This window comes from Rathayibacter sp. VKM Ac-2927, from assembly GCF_022815525.1.
GTDB lineage: Bacteria > Actinomycetota > Actinomycetes > Actinomycetales > Microbacteriaceae > Rathayibacter > Rathayibacter festucae.
Window position 1 is genome coordinate 523,206 of record NZ_JALGRT010000001.1, and the last position, 20,082, is coordinate 543,287.

The following is a 20,082-nucleotide window of genomic DNA, read 5'->3' on the forward strand; positions in this document are numbered from 1 at the left end:
CGACCATGCAGCACCCCTCGGACCCGCCGCCCCTCACCGCGGCGAGCGCCGCCCTCCTCGGCGCCCTCTCCCCCGCCACCGTGGCGCCGGAGGACCTCTACGGACCCGACGGGTCCGTCGTCTACGAGTACTTCACCGCGGAGGACCGCAGCGAGATCAGCCCGCTGCTGGCAGCGGTCCGCCGGACCGAGGGGCCGATCCTCGAGCTGGCCTGCGGCGGCGGACGCCTCACGGTGCCCCTCCTGGGCCTCGGCCGCCCCGTCGTCGGCCTCGACCTCTCGCCGACGATGGTCGACATCCTCCGGTCGCGGATCGCGGCGCTGCCCGCCGCCAGGATCGCCGACGGCTCCCGGGCGCTGGTCGGCGACATGACCTGCTTCCACCTGCCGGAGCGCTTCGGCGCCGTCGTCCTCGGCGCCACGTCCATCGCGCTCCTGGACCGAGCCGGCCGGCACGCCTTCCTCCGAGCCGCCCGCGAGCACCTCGGAGCGGACGGCATCCTCCTGATCACCGCGTCGAGCCCCGACCACGCCTACGTCGCCGGAAGCCGCAGCTCGCGCATCCGCGCCGTGCCCGGGCCGTCCGGCGGACCGGGGGCGGCCGTCGTGACGTCCGCCGTCACCCCCGACGGTCTCCACCGGGACGTCGAGGTCGTGCAGGTCGGTCTCGATCCCGAGGGGCGTGCGGCGGCGCGCTTCTTCCGCTCGCGGGTGAACGTCGTCGACGCCGACCAGGTCGCGGTGGAGGCCGAGCGCGCGGGACTGCGGCTCGTCGCGCGGACCGCGCTGGTGGAGACCGAGGACTCGACGCTGCTGCAGCTGGTCCGGGCATGAGCGATCCCGCGCCCCGGCTGGCGGACACCGTGACGATCGACGAGCCGATCGCTCCCGGCGCTCCGTGGATCCTCTCGGTGCGGGGCGTCCCGCGCGCACGGGTCGGTCCCGCGGTGGCGACCTTCGCCGCCGGGCTGCGTCCGAGCGCGCACGAGACGGACGAGACCGAGGGCACCGGGAGCACCTCCCTGACGGAGGAGGAGACGGCCGCCCTGCTCCGCGAGTTCGCGGCGGCCGGGCTCCTCGCCGGCTCCGAGCGCCGCGAGCCGCGGTCGCATCGGCTGCAGTTCCGACCGCCGGCGAGTCTCCAGCTGACCCTGCTCGATGCGACGCGGCCGGCGCTCGTGCTCGCGCGGCTCCTGCGCCGACGACCGGTCCGGCTGCTCGCGGTCACCGCCGTCGGCGCCGTGCTGCTCCTGGGCGGCGTGAGCGCGATCGTCCACTCCGTCGAGATCGCCGCTGTCCTCGCCGAGCCGCTGCCGCTGCCCTCGCTGCTCGCGGTGTCGGTCGCGTTCCTGCTCGCGGGAGCGGTGCACGAGGCCGGTCATGCGGTGTCCCTCGCCGCCTTCGGCGGACGACCCCGCCGGGCCGGGCTGATGATCTTCTACCTCGCGCCCGCGTTCTTCTGCGACGTCACAGACGGCTGGCGTCTCGGCGACCGGCGCTCCCGCGCGGCGGTCGCGCTCGCCGGCCCGGCGGTGCACCTCGTCCTCGCGGCGAGCGCCGCCACCGCCCTGCTGTGGGCGCCGACGGGCCGGTCCGCTCTCGCGTGCTTCGTCGTCGCGGCCGCACTCAGCGCGGTGACCAATCTCATTCCGCTCGTGCACCTCGACGGCTATCTCGCCCTGGTCGCGGTCCTCGACCGGCCGTTCCTGCGCAGAACCGCGATCGGCGCCGTCGGCGACGCCGTCCTGCGCCTGCTGGGCGGAACCGCGCCACGCGCCTCCCCCTGGCTCGTCCTGTTCGGGGTCGGCTGCCGCGGCTTCGCCCTGCTCCTGATCGGCTGGGCCTACGTCCGCAGCGTCCCCGTCCTGATCCTCACGGAGCCGGGGGCGATCATCGCGCTGGTGTTCGCGGCGGCGCTCTCCGGCGCGCTCGTCGTCTCCCTCGTCCGCTTCGCGCGAGCCGCGAGGAAGGCCCGGGTCGGAGGGCTCCGGGTCGCCATCGCGTCCGCGGTCCTCGCTGCCGCTCTCGCCGGAGTCGGCGCCCTCCCCCTCGAGGAGCGCATCGAGGCCGGCTACGTCGTCCGCGACGGCGAGGCCTCCCTCGTGCGGACCTCGGCCGACCCGAGGATCGTGCCGGGCACCCCGGTTCGGCTGACCAGCAACGGGATCGCGGTGCGGTCCCCGCGGTCGACGGCCGTCGTCAGCGGGCCCGCGGAGCCGCTGCTCGCCCCGATCGCCGCGCTCGCGCCCCTCACCGGGCTCGACGACGTGCCGGCCGTCGGCTATCCCCTCGCCCTGCCCGACTCCGCGAGGACTCCCCCGGTGGGCGGCGCCTCGGTCTCCCTCGGCGGCGGCACGATCGGCGGCGCGGTGCTCGATCTCGTCGCCGGGGACGCACTCCGCCGGCTGGGGGTCGGCCGGTGACCGGCGGGAACGCGCTCGAGCGCGCCTTCGAGCACGCCCTCCGCGTGCTCGCCGTCGCGAGGGACGGTGACACGGTCCCCGGCTGGCGAGGCAGGACCCTCTCCGGTCCTGTCCGGCGCGACCGCGAGCCGCTCTGGCTCCGTCTCGTCAGCTCCCCCTCGGCGCTCGCCCAGGGGGCGTGGTGGACCGGCACGGCGGACAGCGCCGTGCTCCCGGCCCTGCCCAAGCCGGTCGTGCTCGCCGTCGAGGAGTGGGACCCGCCCTCCGTCGAGGGGTTCCGGCTCCGCGCCGAGCTGATGACCCGCCTGCCCGGTCGCGCCCTGTCCCCGACGGCGGAGCTCGCCCTCGAGACGGAGGTCGATCCGGCGGTCTGGGTCGAGCTCGGCGAGATCCTCGACGCGCTCGCCGCCGTCCCGACGCAGCGGGAGTCGACCGTCCCCGCCACGGTGGACCGGCTGCTGCACAGCTTCTTCGGCGACCGGTTCCCGCGCGGCACCCCGTGCTGGACGACGGCGCACGGCGACCTGCACCCCGGCAACCTGCTCGTCGCACCGCTCGGCCTCGCCGACTGGGAGGCCTGGGGGCGCGGACCCGAGCACCTCGACGTCGCGACCCTCTACGTGCACAGCCTCGCCGCCCCGGACGCCCGGCGCTCCCTCGTCGAGGTGCTCGGCGAGCGGCTGCACTCGGACGCCGCACTGCCCGCCCTCGCCTTCGCCGCCGCGAAGGTGCTCGCGCGGTCGGTCTCCGGCGACTACCCGACGCTGGTCGACCCCGTGCACCGGCTCCTGGACGACCTGTCCGCGCGACCGCTCGGCGCCGGCGGGACGACCGCTCGACGACGATGACCCCCCTCCCTCGAAAGGCCCGCCCATGAGCTCTGCGCTCGACTTCCAGCACTTCACCAAGACCTTCCGCGGCCGCCGCGTCGTGGACGACCTCAGCTTCTCCGTGCGGCAGGGGACGGTCGTCGGGCTCCTCGGCCCGAACGGCGCCGGCAAGAGCACGGCGCTCCGCGGGCTGGTCGGACTGCTGCGCCCCGATTCCGGTGAGGCGCGGATCGGCGGCCACCGGTTCGCGGAGCTGCGCGCTCCCGCGCGGGTCGTCGGCGTGCACCTCGACGGCCTCGGCTTCGAGAACGGCATCACCGGCCGTCGGCACCTCGCGATCGTCGGCCGCGCGGTCGGCGCACCGCTCTCCCGCGTCGACGAGCTGCTGGAGACGGTCGGCCTCGCCGAGGCGGCGCGGCGGCCGGTCCGCGGCTACTCGACCGGGATGCGCCAGCGCCTCGGCCTGGCCACGGCCCTGGCGGGTGACCCGGAGATCCTCGTCCTCGACGAACCGGCGAACGGGCTCGACCCCGAGGGGATCCGCTGGCTGCGGCGCCTGATCCGCGCCGAGGCCGAGCGCGGACGGACGGTCCTCGTCTCCAGCCACCAGCTCGCCGAGCTCGAGCACACCGTCGACGAGGTCGTCGTCCTGCGCCGCCGGATGCTCTTCCACGGCCCGCTCGAGGACCTCACCCGCTCGGGAGGGCGGAGTCTCGAGGACGGCTACTTCGACCTCGTCGACGGCGAGGCCGGCCGATGAGCGGGGCCGGCGCGCTTGCACGGGCCGAGATCCTGCGCTCCCGCAGCGGCTCGTCGTTCCCGGTGCTCCTCGCCTACGCGATCCTGATCCCCCTCTTCGGCATCAACCTGGCCGACGTCACCGACCGTCTCGACGGCCTCGACGACGCCGGGGCGACACGCCTCGTCCTCGGCTTCGCCGCCTGCGCCGCCCTGGGCGCCTGCTTCTACGGGTCCTACGCCTACACCCGGGAGACGTACTACCACTCGCTCGACCGGACGCTGCTGCTCGGCAGCCGGGACGCGATCCTGGTGGCGAAGGCGCTGGCCGGCGCGGTCTCGGGCGCGGTCTTCGGGGTGGTGGCGGTCGTGGGCTGGTGGCCGATCACCGCTGTGGTCCTGGCGACGGCCGGCCGTCGCCTGACGCCGGACATCACTCTGCTGTCCGCCTCGGTCGGCGTCGTCCTCGCCTGTGCCCTGAGCGGCGTGCTGGGCGTCGGCATCGGCTACGCGGTGCGGAACTACTACGCCTGCATCCCGATCGTGCTGGTCCTCCCCGCCGCCCTCGCCGCGCCGCTGCTCACCATCGCCCGTGACGTCGGGCGACTGCTCCCGATCGGAGCCGTCGCGGGAGCGACCGGTGCGCCGGTCGAGGGGATGCTCCCCGCGCTGCTCGCCCTGGCCGTCCTGGCCGTCTGGGCGCTCCTGGCGATCGGCGGCGCGCGGATCCTCGAGCAGCGGCGGGCCCGGTGAAACGGGCGGCGGCGGAGAGACCTCTCGACCGCGCCGTCTCCGCGGAGCTCCGGCGCGTGGTCGCGAGCCGGACACCGCTCTGGGGACTGGTCTTCGGACTGCTGCCCGTGCTCCCCCTCCTCCTCGCCGTGACGCAGGTCGATCTCAGCGCGCTCCCACCCGGAGAAGCGGCCTCGCTCGAGCACGCGATCACGGCGGCGCTGCTGCAGGGCGGCGTCGTCGGGGCGGCGGCCTTCGGAGCACTGCGGACGGCGAGCGCCTTCGAGAAGGGGATCCTCGCGCGCGATGTGCTCTCGTCGGGGCTCCGGCCGGCGCTCGCGGCTCGGTTCCTGGTGACGGCGGGTGCCGGTGCGGTGCTCGCGACGGCGGTGGTCGCGATCGGAGTCGCCGGCGTCGCGGTCGTCTCGGCGGGAAGGGTCACTCCGGACCTCGGCGTCGTGACCCTCGTGCCTGTGGCCGGTGTCGGTGGTGCGATCTGGGGCGCGCTGGTCGGCACGATCGTCCGGGCACCGCTGTTCGTGCTCTTCGCGGCCCTGGTGCCGCTCAGCGCCGGGACCTTCACGAGCGGCACCGCCTTCGAGGACGTCGTGCCCCTCGCTGCCCTGTCGGCGTCCGCGCCGCCCACGGTCGCGGCCGTGCTGGCGGGCCCGGCCTGGCTGCTGGCACTCGCGCTCGTCGCGGTCGCGACGGGGCGTCGCCGCCCGCTGCTCTGACGGAGCTCCGCCGGGGGCGGGTCTCGAGACGCGCTGCGCGCTACTCGACCAGCATGTCTGCGGGCGTCTCTTCCCAGTGGACCCACGCACGAGGGCCCGCGCACTCTGCGTGCGCGGGCCCTCGTCGTTCAGTGGTGCAGTGCCTACTGCACGTCCTCGTCGACCCAGTCGAAGGTCTTCGTGACGGCCTTCTTCCAGAGGCGGTACTGGCGGGCGGCCTCGTCCTGGTCCATCTGCGGGGTCCAGCGCGAGTCCTCCTGCCAGTTCTGGCGCAGGTCGTCCAGGTTCTCCCAGAAGCCGACCGCGAGGCCCGCGGCGTACGCGGCGCCGAGCGCGGTGGTCTCGGCGACGACCGGCCGGACGACCGGGACGCCGAGGATGTCGGCCTGGAACTGCATCAGCAGGTTGTTGGCGATCATGCCGCCGTCGACCTTGAGCTCCTGCAGCGGGACGCCGGAGTCGGCGTTGACCGCGTCCAGGACCTCGCGGGTCTGGAACGCCGTCGCCTCGAGCGCAGCACGGGCGATGTGGCCCTTGTTGACGTAGCGGGTGAGGCCGACGAGCGCACCGCGCGCGTCCGCTCGCCAGTACGGCGCGAAGAGGCCGGAGAACGCGGGCACGAAGTACGCGCCGCCGTTGTCCTCGACCGTCGCGGCCAGCGCCTCGACCTCGGGGGCCGAGCCGATGAGGCCCAGGTTGTCGCGCAGCCACTGGATCAGCGAGCCGGAGACCGCGATCGAGCCCTCGAGCGCGTAGTGCACCTCGCCGTCGCCGAGCTTGTAGCCGATCGTCGTGAGCAGCCCGTTCTTGGAGTGCACGATCTCGGTGCCGGTGTTGAAGATCAGGAAGTTTCCGGTGCCGTAGGTGTTCTTCGCCTCGCCCGGATCGAACGCCGCCTGGCCGAAGGTCGCGGCCTGCTGGTCGCCCAGGATGCCCGCGATCGGGACCTCGCGCAGCAGCGAGGAGGACTCGACCTGCCCGTAGACCTCGGAGGACGAGCACACCTCGGGGAGCATCGACTTCGGCACGCCGAAGGCCTCGAGGATGTCGTCGCGCCACTCGAGCGTCTCGAGGTCGAGGAAGAGGGTGCGCGAGGCGTTGGTGACGTCGGTCTTGTGCACGCCGCCGTCGACTCCGCCGGTCAGGTTCCAGAGGACCCAGGTGTCGGTGGTGCCGAAGATCAGGTCGCCGGCCTCCGCCTTCTCGCGGGCGCCCTCGACGTTCTCGAGGATCCAGACGATCTTGGTGCCGGAGAAGTAGGTCGCGAGCGGGAGCCCGACGATCGACTTGAAGCGGTCCGCGCCCTCGTCGCCGGCGAGCCGGTCGACGATCGACTGCGTGCGGGTGTCCTGCCAGACGATGGCGTTGTAGACGGGCTTGCCGGTGGTCTTGTCCCAGACCACCGCGGTCTCGCGCTGGTTGGTGATGCCGACGGAGGCGATGTCGTGACGGGTCAGGTCGGCGCGGGAGAGCGCCTGGCCGATGACCTCGCGGACGTTGTTCCAGATCTCGATCGGGTCGTGCTCGACCCAGCCCGCGCGCGGGAAGATCTGCTCGTGCTCCTTCTGCCCGGTCGAGACGATCGAGCCCTTCTTGTCGAAGATGATCGCGCGGGACGACGTGGTCCCCTGGTCGATAGCGATGACGTAGTCAGCCATGAATGATTACTCCTTCGTAACAGGGTGAAGTGGAGTGCGGATCGCGAGCCGCAGCGGCCCGCAGGACCGGCTAGAGGATCGGCAGCAGCGCGGTCGAGGCGAGACCGGCGAGGACACCGCCGACGATCGGGCCCGCGACGGGGACCCAGGCGTAGCTCCAGTCGCTCGAGCCCTTGCCCTTGATCGGCAGCAGCGCGTGGGCGATGCGGGGGCCGAGGTCACGGGCGGGGTTGATGGCGTAGCCGGTCGGGCCGCCGAGGGAGGCGCCGATCGCGATCACCAGGATGGCGACGGGCAGGGCGCCCAGCGCCGCGAGTCCGCCGTCGCCCTGGCGTCCGCCGCCGAAGCCGATCACGACGAAGACGAGGACGAAGGTGCCGATGACCTCGGTGACGAAGTTCCAGCCGTAGCTGCGGATCGCAGGACCCGTGGAGAAGACGCCGAGCTTGTTGGCCGGGTCGGGCTCCTGGTCGAAGTGCTGCTTGTAGGCGAGCCAGCAGAAGACGGCGCCGAGGATCGCACCGATCATCTGGGCGAGGATGTACATCAGGATCGAGACGATGTTGACCGGGACGCCCGAGCCGAACTCCGTCGCTCCGCTGGCCGCGAGGCCGAGCGTGACGGCCGGGTTGAGGTGCGCACCCGAGTTGTAGGAGACGATCACACCGGCGAAGACGGCGAAGCCCCAGCCGAAGTTGACCATCAGGGTCCCGCCGTTGAGACCCTTGCTCTTCACGAGCGCGACGTTGGCGACCACGCCGCAGCCGAGGAGCACGAGCATCGCCGTTCCCACGACTTCCGCGAGGAACACCACTCCGAGATTGTCCACGTTGACCATTTCCTTTTCATCGGTCGGAACGCGCGAGCGCGTCCGCATCGGGCATCGATGCCCGACGAGTGTGAAGTTATCGGCGCCCCGTACCGGGGACAAGGAACGCCGCGTGCACGTTTGTGCGTTGTGACGACGGAAGTCCCGGCTCGAGATCACTCCTCGAACCGGGACTCCCGTCGATCCGCGCCAGTCGCCCCGCTAGGAGGCTGCGACCGCCGTCGGCACCTGCACCGAGGTGCCGCCGACATCGACGCCGTTGTACTTCTTCAGGTGCTCGATGGTCGCGTCGACCTCCTGGGCGCGGGCCGCCTCGTCCCAGCCGAGGACCTCGCCGGTGTGCTGGGCGAGCTCCTCGAGCAGCTCGCGGCTCAGGCCGCCGGTGAACGCGTGGTTGGTGCGGCGCATGACCAGGTCGATCAGGTGCACGACGCTCTCGCGCTGGGCGAGGTAGCGGATCTCACCGGTGGTGAAGTCCTTGTCGAAGTCGAGCGCCTCGTCGTGACCGTCGGCCAGGGCCTCGATGACCTCCTCCGCCCGGGTGCCGTAGCGCTCGAGCAGCTGGCCGGTGCGGGCCGAGGACAGACCGGAGCGGTGCTGGCTGATCCACTGGGCGCGCGAGGCGTCCGTGCGCGGGAAGCCCTTGCCGCCGCCGATCGCGGTCTTCACGGTGGAGACGCGGCGGGTGACGCCGATGCGCTTGAAGACCTCGTTCGAGAGGTGCTCGGACAGGGCGCGGAACGTCGTCCACTTGCCGCCGACCAGGCTCAGCACGGGGGTCTTCCCGCCGGGGAGGGTCGAGGGCTCGATGCGGTAGTCGCGGGAGACGAAGCCGGGGGTCTCGTCGTCGTGACGGGGCAGCGGGCGGATGCCGGAGAACTTGAAGACGATCTGCTCGCGGGTGACCGGGATGGAGGGGAACACGTGGTTCACCAGGTCGAAGAAGTAGTCGATCTCCTCCTCGGTGCAGACGGCCGGCTCGTTGGGGTCGGCCTCGATGTCGGTGGTGCCGACCATGACCCGGCCCTTGAGCGGGTAGATCAGCACGATGCGGCCGTCGCTGTGCTCGAAGAACATCTCGCGGCCTTCGCAGGCCTCGACCAGCTCGGGGTTGTCGAGGACGATGTGCGAGCCCTTGGTGCCGCCCATGAACTTCGTGGTCGTGCCGAGCGCCGTGTTGGTGAAGTCGGTCCACGGTCCGGAGACGTTGACGACGACGTCCGCCTGGAAGGCGAACTCCTCGCCGCTCTCGCGGTCGCGCAGCAGCACGCCGCCCTCGGCGGTGCCGACGGCCTCGACGTAGTTGGCCGCGCGGGCCTTCGTGCCGCCGACGAGCGCGTCGCGCAGCACGTCGAGCGCCAGGCGCTCGGGCTCGTGCACGGAGGCGTCGAAGTAGGTGGCGGTGTACTTGATCTTCGGGTCGAGCTTGGGCAGCTCGTTCAGCGAGCGCTTGCGGCCGTGGAACTGGTGGCGCGGGACGACGCCGCCGTCGCGGGAGAAGAAGTCGTACAGGGTCAGGCCGACCTTGATCAGCAGCGCGCCGCGCTCCTGGGGCTTGCCCGACTTGTGGGTGAGGAAGCGCAGCGGCGCGGCCAGGATGCCCGAGAACGTCGAGTAGATCGGGATCGTGGTCTGCAGCGGCTTCACGTAATGCGGCGCGATCTTGAGCAGGCCGTTGCGCTCGTGCACGCCCTCGTTGACGAGGCGGAACTCGCCGTTCTCGAGGTAGCGGATGCCGCCGTGGATCATGTGGCTCGAGGCGCTGGACGCGCCCGAGACGTAATCGCCGCGCTCGACGAGGGCGACGTCGACGCCGTTGAGCGCGAGCTCGCGGAACGTCCCGATGCCGTTGATGCCACCGCCGATCACGAGGACGGTCGCGCGGGGGGTGTCCCGCAGTGCGGAGACGCTCTCGCGGAGAGAGGAGCTTCCGGGAGTTCCGACAGACTGTGCCACTTCGTACTCGCCTTCGTGTCGTAGGTGTTGCGTCGAATGCCTCGTGCGAGTGTGGCCGCCCCAGATGGACGGTTGATATCGCGAGGGAATACAGCCATCCTTGACCCGACAACACATCCGGTCAAGACGGGTGGAAATACGTGCAAGGAGTGGCAATGACCCCTGTCCGACCGGTCGTCGAGCTGGACGAGACGACGCACGCGACCCACCCGGACAAGACGCGCGACGCGCTCCGGGCCGCGCAGCTGTACTACATGCAGGACCTGACGATGGACGCCATCGCGCACGAGCTGCACACCTCGCGCTCCTCGGTGTCGCGGCTGCTCTCGCACGCCCGGGCGACGGGGCTGGTGGACATCCAGATCCGCTCCCCCCTCGACCGGGCGAGCGCCCTGTCGGCGGAGGTGCGCGCGCACTTCGACATCACGGCGCACATCGTCCCGGTGCCGGACCACACCAGCGAGATCGACCGGCTCGAGCGCGTCGCGCTGTCGGCCGCGCGGATCCTCGGGCCGTTCATCGACTCGAACATGATCGTCGGCATCGCCTGGGGCTCGACGATGAGCGCGATGAGCCGGCACCTGATCGCCAAGGAGACGCACAACACCCAGATCGTGCAGCTCAACGGCGCGGGTAACACCGAGACCACCGGCATCAACTACTCCAGCGAGATCCTGAGGCGCTTCGGCGACGCGTACGCCGCGAAGGTGCAGCAGTTCCCGGTGCCGGCGTTCTTCGACGACCCGATGACCAAGAAGGCGGTCTGGCGCGAGCGCTCGACCAAGCGGGTGCTGGAGCTGCAGCAGCGGATGGACGTCGCGCTCTTCGGCCTCGGCTCGCCGTTCGCGGCGGTGCCCTCGAAGGTCTACATCGGCGGCTACCTGGAGCCGAGCGACTTCACCTCGCTCAGTGCGTCCGGCGTGGTCGGCGACGTCGCCACCGTGTTCTACCGGGCCGACGGCACCTGGGACGACATCCCCATGAACGAACGTGCAAGCGGCCCGGACCTCTCCACCGTGCGCCGCGCCTCCCGCCGCATCTGCGTCGTCTCGGGCGCCTCGAAGCTCCCGGGCCTGCGCGGCGCCCTCGCCGCCGGCCTCCTCACCGACCTCATCCTCGACGAGGGCACGGCCCGCGCCCTGATCTCCGGCTGACCCCGCCCTCCCCACCCCCTCCCGCGAGATGCCACTTACGAACACGACACGCCGCAGAATCTCGTCATAAGTGGCATGCCGCGCTGGAGGTCAGAGGCCGAGAGCGCGACGGACGCGGGCGGCTGTCGCCTCGGGGTGGTCGACGAGGCCGGCGGATGTGGCGGTAGCCGAGCGCCTGAATCGCCTCGCTGCGCGCGATGTCCCGCTCGTACTGCCGCGTGTCCGTCCGGTGCTGATCGCCGTCGTATTCGACGACGACCCACTGATTTCGATAGAGCAGATCCACCCGCGCGACGAAGACACCGTCCGCGTCGTACAGCTCGACGTTGAGCTCCGGCTCGGGCAGCCCCGCGCGGATCAGCAGCAGCCGGAGGAGCGTCTCCTTCGGCGACTCGGAGCCGACCCGGACGAACCCGACCGCCTCCCGAGCGCGCCGGCCGCCCCGCCCGCGATACCGTGCCGCCCGCGCCGCGAGGATCTCGAGATCGACGCGGAGGCCGCGGCGACCGAGCTCCTCGTCGGGCCGCACGAGAGCATCGCCGAGGACGACCAGCTCGTCGAGCGATCGCGAGTCGGCGAGATGGCAGAAGGTCGAGGCGGGATCCGTCACCGGATGGCCCGCGTCGACGACGGTCACCGCCTCGTCCCAGAGATGGTGCGACTTCACGCCGACCCGACGGGCGGCGCGCATCGGCGGCGTGACCGACACGTGCAGCGGAGTGGTCTCCGTCGCCCGCCGATCGGGCAGCTGGAGGAGATGAGCGGCGGTGACGTGCGAGAAGAACTCGCCCGGTCGCATCACCGCGGCGAACGCCGCGATCCTCTCGCCGTATGTCACCGGCTCGATCGCGGCACGAGCACCCCGGAAGACGCCGACCGGGTACTCCGCCACCAGCCGGTGCCGCGCCAGCTCGCTCGTCGACGCGTTCACGATCCTTGTCTCTGTGTCGTCCTGCATGCGAGGACCCTGCCGCACCCCGCGCTCCCCCGCGCGCGTTCTCCACAGCCCCCTCCCGCGAGATGCCACTTATGACCACGACACGCCGAGGAATCACCTCATAAGTGGCATCTCGCGGAGGGCGGCAGGGTTGGGGAGGAGGGTCAGGACTCGCGGGCGTGGGTGTCGAGGAAGGCGTAGACCTCGGCGTCGTCGATGCCGGGGAAGGTGCCGGAGGGCAGCGGGGCGAGGACGTGGGCGTGCAGGCGGGCGCTCGGCCAGGCGTTGCCGTCCCAGCGCTGGGCGAGCTCGGCGGGGGCGCGGCGGCAGCAGGACTCGTCGGGGCAGCGGGACTGCTCGCGGCGGTCGGTGTCGCGGCCCCGGAAGAAGCGCGCCTCGGCGAAGGGGACGCCGACCGTGATCGAGAACTCCTCCGTGGCGGTGGTGCCGGTCTGCGAGGCCGACCAGAAGGTGCCGGCCGGCGTGTCCACGTACTGGTAGTACTCCGTCGTCCGGTTGGTGCGGCTGAAGGCGGAGCGCGCCGACCAGTAGCGGCAGACGGTCTGCCCCTCCACCGCACCGGTCACGTCGGTCGGCAGCGGCAGGCCGTCGTTCTCGTAGGCCTTCTGGATCGAGCCGTCGCCGAGCACGCGGAGAAAGTGCATCCGGATATCGAGGTGCGAGGTCAGCAGGTTGGTGAAGCGCAGCGCCGCCGCCTCGTGCGTGACGCCGAAGCCGTCGCGGAAGTCCTCGACCGAGATGTCGCGCTCGCGCTTCGCCTCCTCCAGGAACGCCACGGCGGGCTCCAGCGGCATCAGGCAGGCGGCCGCGAAGTAGTTGATCTCGAGCCGCTGCCGGAGGAAGTCGGCGTAGGTGACCGGGCGCTCGTGGCCGAGCAGCCGGTGCGCCATCGCCTGCAGGGCGAGCGCCCGCAGCCCGTGCCCGCCGGGGATCGAGGCGGGCGGCAGGTAGATCCGTCCGTTGGCGAGGTCGATCACCGAGCGGGCTGAGTGCGGCAGATCGCCGACGTGGATGATCTCGAAGCCGAGGTGCCGCGCCATCTTCGAGACCGAGCTGTGGGTCAGCGCGCCTCCGCGGTGCCCGACCGTGCGGAGCATCTCGCCGGCGACCGCCTCGATCTCGGGCAGGTACGCGTTGCGCTCGCGCAGCTGCAGCCGCTGGGCGGTATTGGCGCGCCGCGCCTCCTCCGGTGTCGCGCTGGCCTCGCTCTTGCGGCGCGCCAGCTCGCGGTAGACGCCGAGGAACGCCTCGAGGACGGGCGTGGTCAGGCTCTTGTTGACCTTGAACTCCGGCAGCCCGAGCGAGCGGTAGAGCGACCCCTTCTGCACCCGCGCCAGCTCGATCTCGAGGGCGGCGCGCTCGCTCGGCGGCTCGTCCGAGAGCAGCGCGGCGAGCTCGACGCCGAGCGCGGTGGCGAGCGCCTGCATCAGCGAGAGCCGCGGCTCCCGGCGTCCGGTCTCGATCAGGGAGAGCTGGCTGCCCGAGACACCCACGCGCTCGGCGAGCTGCCCGAGGGTCAGCCCGCGGCGGGTGCGGAAGTGCCGGATGCGCTGCCCGAGCAGGGCGGCATCGGTCCCGGCGGTGGGGACGGTGGCGGGGTCGGTGGTGTCGGTCACGGCGAGCTCCAGCGATCGGTTGTGACGGAAGCGCAAAAACCGCGGTTCTTGACGGTCAAGGCCTCGCAAATACCCCTCGATCCTCCTCCATCCTGGCTTCAGGCGCCAGAGAGCGCCCCTCGCACCGTCGGATCACGACCGCCACGAGGACCGACTCCCCACCCCGTCGACGACGACTGCACCGAAAGCGGAGCCAGCATGAGCATCTACAGCAACACCCTCCTCCTCGAGACGACCACCATGACCGCGCCGACCCCGGTCGCCGCACCGGTCGTGCCGCCCGCCCCGCTGGCCCTGCGCCGCTGGGTGCGCGAGACGGCCGCGATCCTCCAGCCCGACGCGATCGAGTGGTGCGACGGCTCCCCTGCCGAGTGGTACCGCCTCACCGCCCGGATGGTCGAGGAGGGGAAGCTGATCGCCCTGAACCCGGAGTGGCGGCCCGGCTCGTTCCTCGCCCGCACCGACCCCGACGACGTCGCCCGCGTCGAGGACCGCACGTTCCTCTGCACCACGGACGAGGCCGACGCCGGCCCGACCAACAACTGGCGCGAGCCCTCCGCGATGAAGGCCGAGCTCGCCCCCTGCTTCGCCGGCTCGATGCGCGGCCGGACGATGTACGTCGTCCCGTTCTCGATGGGCCCGGTCGGCGGCCCGCTCTCGCAGCTCGGTGTGCAGCTGACCGACTCCGCCTACGCCGTGCTGAACATGCGGATCATGGCGCGCGTCGGCGCTGAGCCGCTCGCCGCCTTCACCGAGGAGACCGCCTTCGTCCGCGGTGTGCACTCGGTGGGCTTCCCGCTCCGCGACGCCGACGGCACGACCCGCGACGACGTCGCCTGGCCGTGCAATGCGACGAAGTACATCACCCAGTTCCCCGAGACGCGCGAGATCTGGTCGTTCGGCTCCGGTTACGGCGGCAACGCCCTGCTGGCCAAGAAGTGCTTCGCCCTGCGGATCGCCTCCGCGATGGGCCGCGAGGAGGGCTGGCTGGCCGAGCACATGCTCCTGATCCGCATCGTCTCGCCCGAGGGCCGCAGCTACCACGTGGCCGCCGCCTTCCCGAGCGCCTGCGGCAAGACCAACCTCGCGATGCTGCAGCCGACCATCCCCGGCTGGCGCGTCGAGACGCTCGGCGACGACATCACCTGGATGAAGAAGGGCGAGGACGGCCGCCTCTGGGCGATGAACCCCGAGACCGGGTTCTTCGGCGTCGCGCCCGGCACCGGGCAGAGCAGCAATCCGAACGCCGTGCACACCCTCTGGGGCAACACGATCTTCACCAACGTCGCACTCCGCGAGGACGGCGACGTCTGGTGGGAGGGCCTCACCGACGAGGTGCCCGAGCACCTCACCGACTGGCGGGGCGAGCCGTGGACGCCCGCCTCCGGGACCCCGGCCGCGCATCCCAATGCGCGCTTCACCGCACCGGCCCAGCAGTGCCCGACCCTCTCGGCCGAGTGGGACGCCTTCGAGGGCGTGCCGCTGGACGCGATCGTCTTCGGTGGGCGCCGGGCGAGCAACGTGCCGCTGGTGACCCAGGCGACCTCCTGGCAGCACGGCGTGTTCCTGGGCGCGACCATCGCCTCCGAGAAGACGGCCGCGGCGGAGGGGACGGTCGGCGAGCTGCGGCGCGACCCGTTCGCGATGCTGCCCTTCTGCGGCTACAACATGGCCGACTACTTCGCGCACTGGCTCGCGGTCGGCGCGGACCTCGGCGAGAAGGCGCCCGCGATCTTCCAGGTCAACTGGTTCCGCAAGGGCGCCGACGGCTCCTTCCTCTGGCCCGGCTTCGGCGACAACGCCCGAGTCCTGCAGTGGCTCGTCCGGCGGATCGAGGGGCTCGCGGAGTCGCGGCCCAGCGCGATCGGCGACCTGCCGCTGTCGATCGACACGCACGGGCTGAACCTCTCGGCCGCCGCGAAGGAGGAGCTGTTCTCCGTCCCGGTGGAGGCGTGGCTCGACGAGTGCGCCCTGACGGAGGCGTTCTTCGCCCGCTTCGGCGACCGCCTGCCGCCCGAGCTGACCGCCGAGCTGCGGGCGCTGCGGCTCCGGCTGCTCGCCGAGGAGCTGCCGGCCGCCCACGCGGCCTGATCCCGATCCCGCCGGCCGCGCGCCGGCGCCCCTGTGGCCCGCGGAGGGGAACCATCCCCTTCTTCGCATCCCCCTCCGCGGGTCCACTTCCCTCCGACCTTCATGCTGATCGAGTAGCCCCGCAGGGGCGTATCGAGATCCACCACCGCCGAGCACGTGGGTCTCGATACGCCGCTGGCGCGGCTACTCGACCAGCATGTGGAGATCCCCCTCCTCCGCACGACCAGACGGGCACCATGGACGACCGCATCACCCTCCGCTTCCTCGCCGCGCCGCAGGACGCGACCGCCGACGGCCGGAGCGCCCAGGCCGGCCGCGTGCTCGAGTGGATCGACAAGGCCGGCTACGCCTGCGCGGTCGGCTGGAGCGGCGGCTACTGCGTCACCGCCTACGTCGGCAACGTGCACTTCACCCGGCCGATCGCCGTCGGCAACCTGATCGAGGCGACCGCGCAGGTCATCCACACCGGCCGCACGAGCATGCACGTGCTGGTGCGCGTCGCCCAGGCCGACCCGCGCACCGGGCGCTACGAGGAGGCGACGCACTGCCTCCTCATCTTCGTCGCCGTCGACGAGGAGAAGCGGCCGCGCCCGGTGCCGGAGTGGAGCCCCCGCACGATCGCGGACCTCGCCCTCGCCGAGGGCGCCGCCGCCCGCATCGACGGCCGGCGCGCGCTGCACGAGGTGATGCGCGCGCAGGAGTACACGGAGGCGGGGACCGGCCCGCGAATCGTCTTCCGCTTCCTGGCCGCGCCCGGAGACGTCAACTGGGGCGGCAACGCGCACGGCGGCATCGTGATGCGCTGGATCGACGAGGCCGCGAACGCCGTCGCGCAGGGCTGGAGCAGCCGCGACGCGGTCGCCGTCTACTCCGGCGGCATCCACTTCTACCGGCCGGTGCGGATCGGGCACCTCGTCGAGGTGGAGGCGCGGCTGATCCACACCGGGCCGCGCTCGATGCACCTCGCGATCCACGTGCGCTCCGGCGACCCGCGGACCGGCGAGCTCGAGCTGACGACGCAGTGCATGAGCGTCTTCGTGGTGCGCGGCGACCACGGGGCGGCCGAGGCTGTACCGGCGCTCGAGCCGCGGAGCGACGAGGACCGCCGCCTGGACGAGCACGCGCGGGAGCTGATCCGGCTGCGCGCCGAGCTGCCGGCGCTGCCGGTCGGCCTCGCGGCGACGCTCGCCTGACCGGTCCGCGCCCGCGGGTCGCTAGGGTCGGAGCGTGAAGATCCTCGTCGTGAACGGCCCGAACCTGAACCTCCTCGGCACTCGCGAGCCCGCGGTCTACGGCTCCGACACGCTCGCGGATGCAGAGGCGCTCGCCACCCGCGCGGCGGAGCGGCTCGGCCTCGAGATCGAGTTCTTCCAGAGCAACTCGGAGGGTGCGATCATCGACCGCCTGCACGAGGCGCGCGGCACGGCCGCGGGCCTGCTGCTGAACGTCGGCGCCTACACCCACACCTCGATCGCGATCCGCGACGCCGTCCTCGCCACCGAGCTGCCGCTGGTCGAGGTGCACGTGAGCAACGTGCACCGGCGCGAGGAGTTCCGGCGGCACTCCTACCTGTCGGACATCGCGGTCGCCGTGATCGTCGGCGCCGGCATCGCGGGCTACGGCTACGCGGTGGACGTCCTCGCGCGGACCCTGGGGGCGACGGCTCCGGACGCGTAGCTCCGGGGCAAGTCGCCAGGGCGTAGCGTCGGGGGCATGACGCCCTCCGACGCGACACCCTCCGCCTCTCCCGCCGAGCTCGGCCGGTCCTTCGGCTCGGCCGTCGACGCCTACGACCGCGGGCGCCCGGGCTACCCCGACGACGCGGTGGACTGGCTCATCGGGCACGCGCCCGCCCGGGTGGCCGGTGCCTTCGTGCCCGAGCGCGCGCGGGCGGCCGGCGCGGACGCCTCCGACCGGGTGCGCGTCGCGGACCTCGGGGCCGGCACCGGGAAGTTCACCGCGTCTCTGGTGGCGCGCGGACTCGACGTGACCGCCGTGGAGCCGGACGCGGCGATGCTGGAGCGGCTGACCGCGCAGCTGCCGTCGGTCCGGGCGCTGGCGGGGACGGCCGAGGCGATCCCGTTGCCGGACGCGTCCGTCGAGCTGGTCACCGCAGCACAGTCCTGGCACTGGGTCGACCCCGAGCGCGCGAGCGCCGAGGTCGCGCGGCTGCTGGTCCCCGGCGGCGTGCTCGCGCTGGTCTGGAACATCCGCGACGAGTCGGTGCCGTGGGTGCGGCGCCTCGGCGAGGTCGCCGGCTCCTCGGCCGCCGAGCGCTTCGAGACGGTGCAGCCGCCGCTGGGCTCGGCGCTGGAGCGCGTCGCCTACGCCGAGTTCGACTGGAAGTACGAGCTCGACCGTCCGGCGCTGCTCGACATGTTCGCCTCGCGCAGCTACGTCATCGCGATGCCGGAGGAGGAGCGCGCCGCGGTCCTCGCCGCCGTCTCCGAGGTCGTCGACGCCCTGCCCGGCGACCGCGTCGCCATGCCGTACGCGACCCGCGTCACCATCGCCCGCCGCGCCTCCTAGCGCCTCATGTTGGTCGAGTGGCCGCGCCAGCGGCGTATCGAGACCCACCGCACTCCGAACACCTGGATCTCGATACGCCCCTCCGGGGCTACTCGATCAACATGGAAGCGGGCACCCGCACTGGGACGGCGGCGAGCACATCATGCTGGTCGAACAGCCGCGCCGGCGGCGGGGAATCATGCTGGTCGAGTAGCCCCGCAGGGGCGTATCGAGACCCACCATCACCGACTGGGCGGGTCTGCAGACTCGCGTTCCGACGGTGGTGGATCTCGATACGCCCTCTGAGAGGGCTACTCGATCAGCATGGCTTCCCCCTCCGTACGAGGCGATCTTCCCCAGGAGACCCCGCGTCAGACCTCGTTCGGGTCGCCGCCGACGCGGCCGGCGCGCTCGAGCGCGGTGATCGCGTCGCGCTCGTCGGACGTGAGCTCGAAGCCGAAGACGTCGATGTTCTCCACGATGCGGGCCTTCGTCGACGACTTCGGGAAGACGATGTGGCCGCGGTCGAGGTGCCAGCGCAGCACGACCTGCGCCGGCGTCACTCCGTGCGCCTCGGCCGCGCCGGTGATCACCGGCAGCTCGAGCAGCGGGTACTTGTTCTGCCCGAGCGGGCCCCAGGCCTCCGTCGCGATGCCGTGCTGCGCACCGAACGCGGTGACCGTGGGCTGCTGGTGGTACGGGTGCAGCTCGATCTGGTTGACGGCGGGGACGACCTCGGTCGCGGCGAGCAGTCGCTCCAGGTGCGGCACGAGGAAGTTCGAGACGCCGATCGAGCGGGTGCGTCCGGCGGCCTGCAGCTCCTGCATCGCCTCCCAGCTCTCGACGTAGCGGTCCTGCTTCGGCTTCGGCCAGTGGATGAGGTAGAGGTCGACGGCGTCGAGGCCGAGCTTCTCCAGGCTGGCGTCGAGCGCCCCGGCCGCCGTGTCGCGGCCCTGGTCGTCGTTCCACAGCTTCGTCGTCACGTACAGCTCGTCGCGCGCGATCCCGGAGGAGGCGAGCGCCCGCCCGACGCCCTCCTCGTTGCCGTAGATCGCCGCGGTGTCGATGTGCCGGTAGCCGGCCTCGAGCGCCTCGGCGACGATGCGCTCCGTCTCGGCGGGGTCGACCTGGAAGACGCCGAACCCGAGCTGCGGGATGCTCGTGCCGTCGTTGAGAGTGAGGGTGGGGATGCTGGTCATCCCTCCACCCTGCCAGCGGCCCCCGACACCGGGTACCGGGTTGCGCCCGGCGACCGGCGTCGGCGCGGGCGACTACCCTCGAAGGGCGCTCGCGAGGGCGCACCGATTCCGAGGAGGACCGCACGTGAGCATCATCGCCGCCGCAGACGGATCAGCGCTGGGCAACCCCGGCCCCGCGGGCTGGGCCTGGTACGTCGACGACGAGCGCTGGGCGGCCGGCGGCTGGTCGCACGGCACCAACAACATCGGCGAGCTCACCGCGGTCCTCGAGCTGCTCCGCGCCACCGCGCAGGAGAGCGAGCCCGTGCACATCCTCTGCGACAGCCAGTACGCCATCAAGGCCTGCACCGAGTGGCTGCCGGGCTGGAAGCGGAAGGGCTGGCGGAAGGCCGACGGCAAGCCGGTGATGAACGTCGAGATCATCAAGGCGCTCGACGAGGAGCTGCAGGGCCGCGCCGTCACCTTCGAGTGGGTGAAGGGGCACGCCAACCACCGGATGAACGAGGCCGCCGACGTGCGCGCCCGCGCCGCCGCGACCGCCTACCAGCGCCGCACGGCCGTGGACTCCGGGCCGGGCTGGCCGGGAGCCGCCCCCGCCGTGACGCCCGCCGTCGACACCGAGGACGCCCCCGCCACGCTGTTCTGACCCGACGCCTC

At 72.3% G+C, this 20,082-nt stretch carries 18 protein-coding genes; 12 read left to right on the forward strand and 6 right to left on the reverse strand.

Going from position 1 to position 20,082, the window contains the following annotated elements; genetic code table 11:
• The first annotated feature begins 5 nt into the window (after window positions 1-5).
• From mpaM to MT353_RS02425, 6 genes are read left to right on the forward strand one after another with little or no spacing between them, the layout of a single operon-like run.
• The gene (mpaM, locus tag MT353_RS02400; RefSeq protein ID WP_243623525.1) at window positions 6-833 is read left to right on the forward strand and encodes a daptide-type RiPP biosynthesis methyltransferase; all 828 of its coding nucleotides are present in this window, start codon (window positions 6-8) and stop codon (window positions 831-833) included.
• Complete coding sequence (gene mpaP / locus MT353_RS02405; RefSeq protein WP_243623526.1) at window positions 830-2,422, forward strand: daptide biosynthesis intramembrane metalloprotease; 1,593 nt, start codon at window positions 830-832, stop codon at window positions 2,420-2,422. The genes mpaM and mpaP overlap by 4 nt, the downstream gene beginning before the upstream one ends.
• Window positions 2,419-3,270 (forward strand): phosphotransferase, encoded by an 852-nt coding sequence (locus tag MT353_RS02410; protein WP_243623527.1) that lies wholly within the window; start codon window positions 2,419-2,421, stop codon window positions 3,268-3,270. The genes mpaP and MT353_RS02410 overlap by 4 nt, the downstream gene beginning before the upstream one ends.
• Before the next feature lie 25 nt (window positions 3,271-3,295).
• A complete protein-coding gene (locus MT353_RS02415; protein ID WP_123702532.1) occupies window positions 3,296-4,012 on the forward strand; it encodes an ABC transporter ATP-binding protein in 717 nt (238 codons plus the stop codon).
• Window positions 4,009-4,743 (forward strand): hypothetical protein, encoded by a 735-nt coding sequence (locus MT353_RS02420; protein WP_243598810.1) that lies wholly within the window; start codon window positions 4,009-4,011, stop codon window positions 4,741-4,743. Before MT353_RS02415 ends, MT353_RS02420 begins: the two co-directional genes overlap by 4 nt.
• 56 nt (window positions 4,744-4,799) lie before the next feature.
• Window positions 4,800-5,456 carry a hypothetical protein gene (locus MT353_RS02425; protein ID WP_243623528.1) on the forward strand — a complete coding sequence of 219 codons (657 nt, stop codon included), beginning with the start codon at window positions 4,800-4,802 and terminating at the stop codon, window positions 5,454-5,456.
• Window positions 5,457-5,599: 143 nt separating this feature from the next.
• Here MT353_RS02425 and glpK read toward each other — a convergent pair whose 3' ends face one another.
• From glpK to MT353_RS02440, 3 genes are all read right to left on the reverse strand, one after another.
• Window positions 5,600-7,114, reverse strand: coding sequence for a glycerol kinase GlpK (glpK, locus tag MT353_RS02430; RefSeq protein ID WP_123445264.1), 1,515 nt, complete (start codon window positions 7,112-7,114; stop codon window positions 5,600-5,602).
• Window positions 7,115-7,184: 70 nt separating this feature from the next.
• Complete coding sequence (locus tag MT353_RS02435) at window positions 7,185-7,952, reverse strand: MIP/aquaporin family protein (protein WP_243586379.1); 768 nt, start codon at window positions 7,950-7,952, stop codon at window positions 7,185-7,187.
• A 192-nt stretch (window positions 7,953-8,144) separates the two neighbouring features.
• On the reverse strand, window positions 8,145-9,899 hold the full coding sequence (locus MT353_RS02440; RefSeq protein WP_243623529.1) for a glycerol-3-phosphate dehydrogenase/oxidase: 1,755 nt from the start codon (window positions 9,897-9,899) through the stop codon (window positions 8,145-8,147).
• A gap of 155 nt (window positions 9,900-10,054) precedes the next feature.
• On the opposite strand from MT353_RS02440, the gene MT353_RS02445 reads away from it, so the two are divergent.
• Window positions 10,055-11,053, forward strand: coding sequence for a sugar-binding transcriptional regulator (locus MT353_RS02445; protein WP_123445261.1), 999 nt, complete (start codon window positions 10,055-10,057; stop codon window positions 11,051-11,053).
• Between the two features lie 64 nt (window positions 11,054-11,117).
• On the opposite strand, the gene MT353_RS02450 is transcribed toward MT353_RS02445, so the two are convergent.
• Both MT353_RS02450 and MT353_RS02455 read right to left on the reverse strand, forming a co-directional pair.
• The gene (locus tag MT353_RS02450; RefSeq protein WP_243623530.1) at window positions 11,118-12,011 is read right to left on the reverse strand and encodes a hypothetical protein; all 894 of its coding nucleotides are present in this window, start codon (window positions 12,009-12,011) and stop codon (window positions 11,118-11,120) included.
• Window positions 12,012-12,154: 143 nt separating this feature from the next.
• Window positions 12,155-13,627, reverse strand: a complete 1,473-nt coding sequence (locus MT353_RS02455) for a helix-turn-helix domain-containing protein (RefSeq protein ID WP_243623531.1) — start codon at window positions 13,625-13,627, stop codon at window positions 12,155-12,157.
• A gap of 240 nt (window positions 13,628-13,867) precedes the next feature.
• On the opposite strand from MT353_RS02455, the gene MT353_RS02460 reads away from it, so the two are divergent.
• From MT353_RS02460 to MT353_RS02475, 4 genes are all read left to right on the forward strand, one after another.
• Window positions 13,868-15,718 carry a phosphoenolpyruvate carboxykinase (GTP) gene (locus MT353_RS02460; protein WP_243599273.1) on the forward strand — a complete coding sequence of 617 codons (1,851 nt, stop codon included), beginning with the start codon at window positions 13,868-13,870 and terminating at the stop codon, window positions 15,716-15,718.
• Between the two features lie 236 nt (window positions 15,719-15,954).
• Complete coding sequence (locus tag MT353_RS02465; RefSeq protein ID WP_243623532.1) at window positions 15,955-16,911, forward strand: acyl-CoA thioesterase; 957 nt, start codon at window positions 15,955-15,957, stop codon at window positions 16,909-16,911.
• 34 nt (window positions 16,912-16,945) lie between these two features.
• Complete coding sequence (gene aroQ, locus MT353_RS02470; protein ID WP_123735176.1) at window positions 16,946-17,395, forward strand: type II 3-dehydroquinate dehydratase; 450 nt, start codon at window positions 16,946-16,948, stop codon at window positions 17,393-17,395.
• Window positions 17,396-17,431: 36 nt separating this feature from the next.
• The gene (locus tag MT353_RS02475) at window positions 17,432-18,247 is read left to right on the forward strand and encodes a class I SAM-dependent methyltransferase (protein ID WP_243623533.1); all 816 of its coding nucleotides are present in this window, start codon (window positions 17,432-17,434) and stop codon (window positions 18,245-18,247) included.
• A gap of 350 nt (window positions 18,248-18,597) precedes the next feature.
• Here MT353_RS02475 and MT353_RS02480 read toward each other — a convergent pair whose 3' ends face one another.
• Window positions 18,598-19,425 (reverse strand): aldo/keto reductase, encoded by an 828-nt coding sequence (locus MT353_RS02480; RefSeq protein ID WP_243615361.1) that lies wholly within the window; start codon window positions 19,423-19,425, stop codon window positions 18,598-18,600.
• A 124-nt stretch (window positions 19,426-19,549) separates the two neighbouring features.
• Here MT353_RS02480 and MT353_RS02485 point away from each other — a divergent pair, with 124 nt between their 5' ends.
• Entirely contained in the window at window positions 19,550-20,071 is a 522-nt protein-coding gene (locus tag MT353_RS02485) for a ribonuclease H (protein WP_127886034.1), read from the forward strand.
• The last annotated feature ends 11 nt before the right edge of the window (window positions 20,072-20,082 follow it).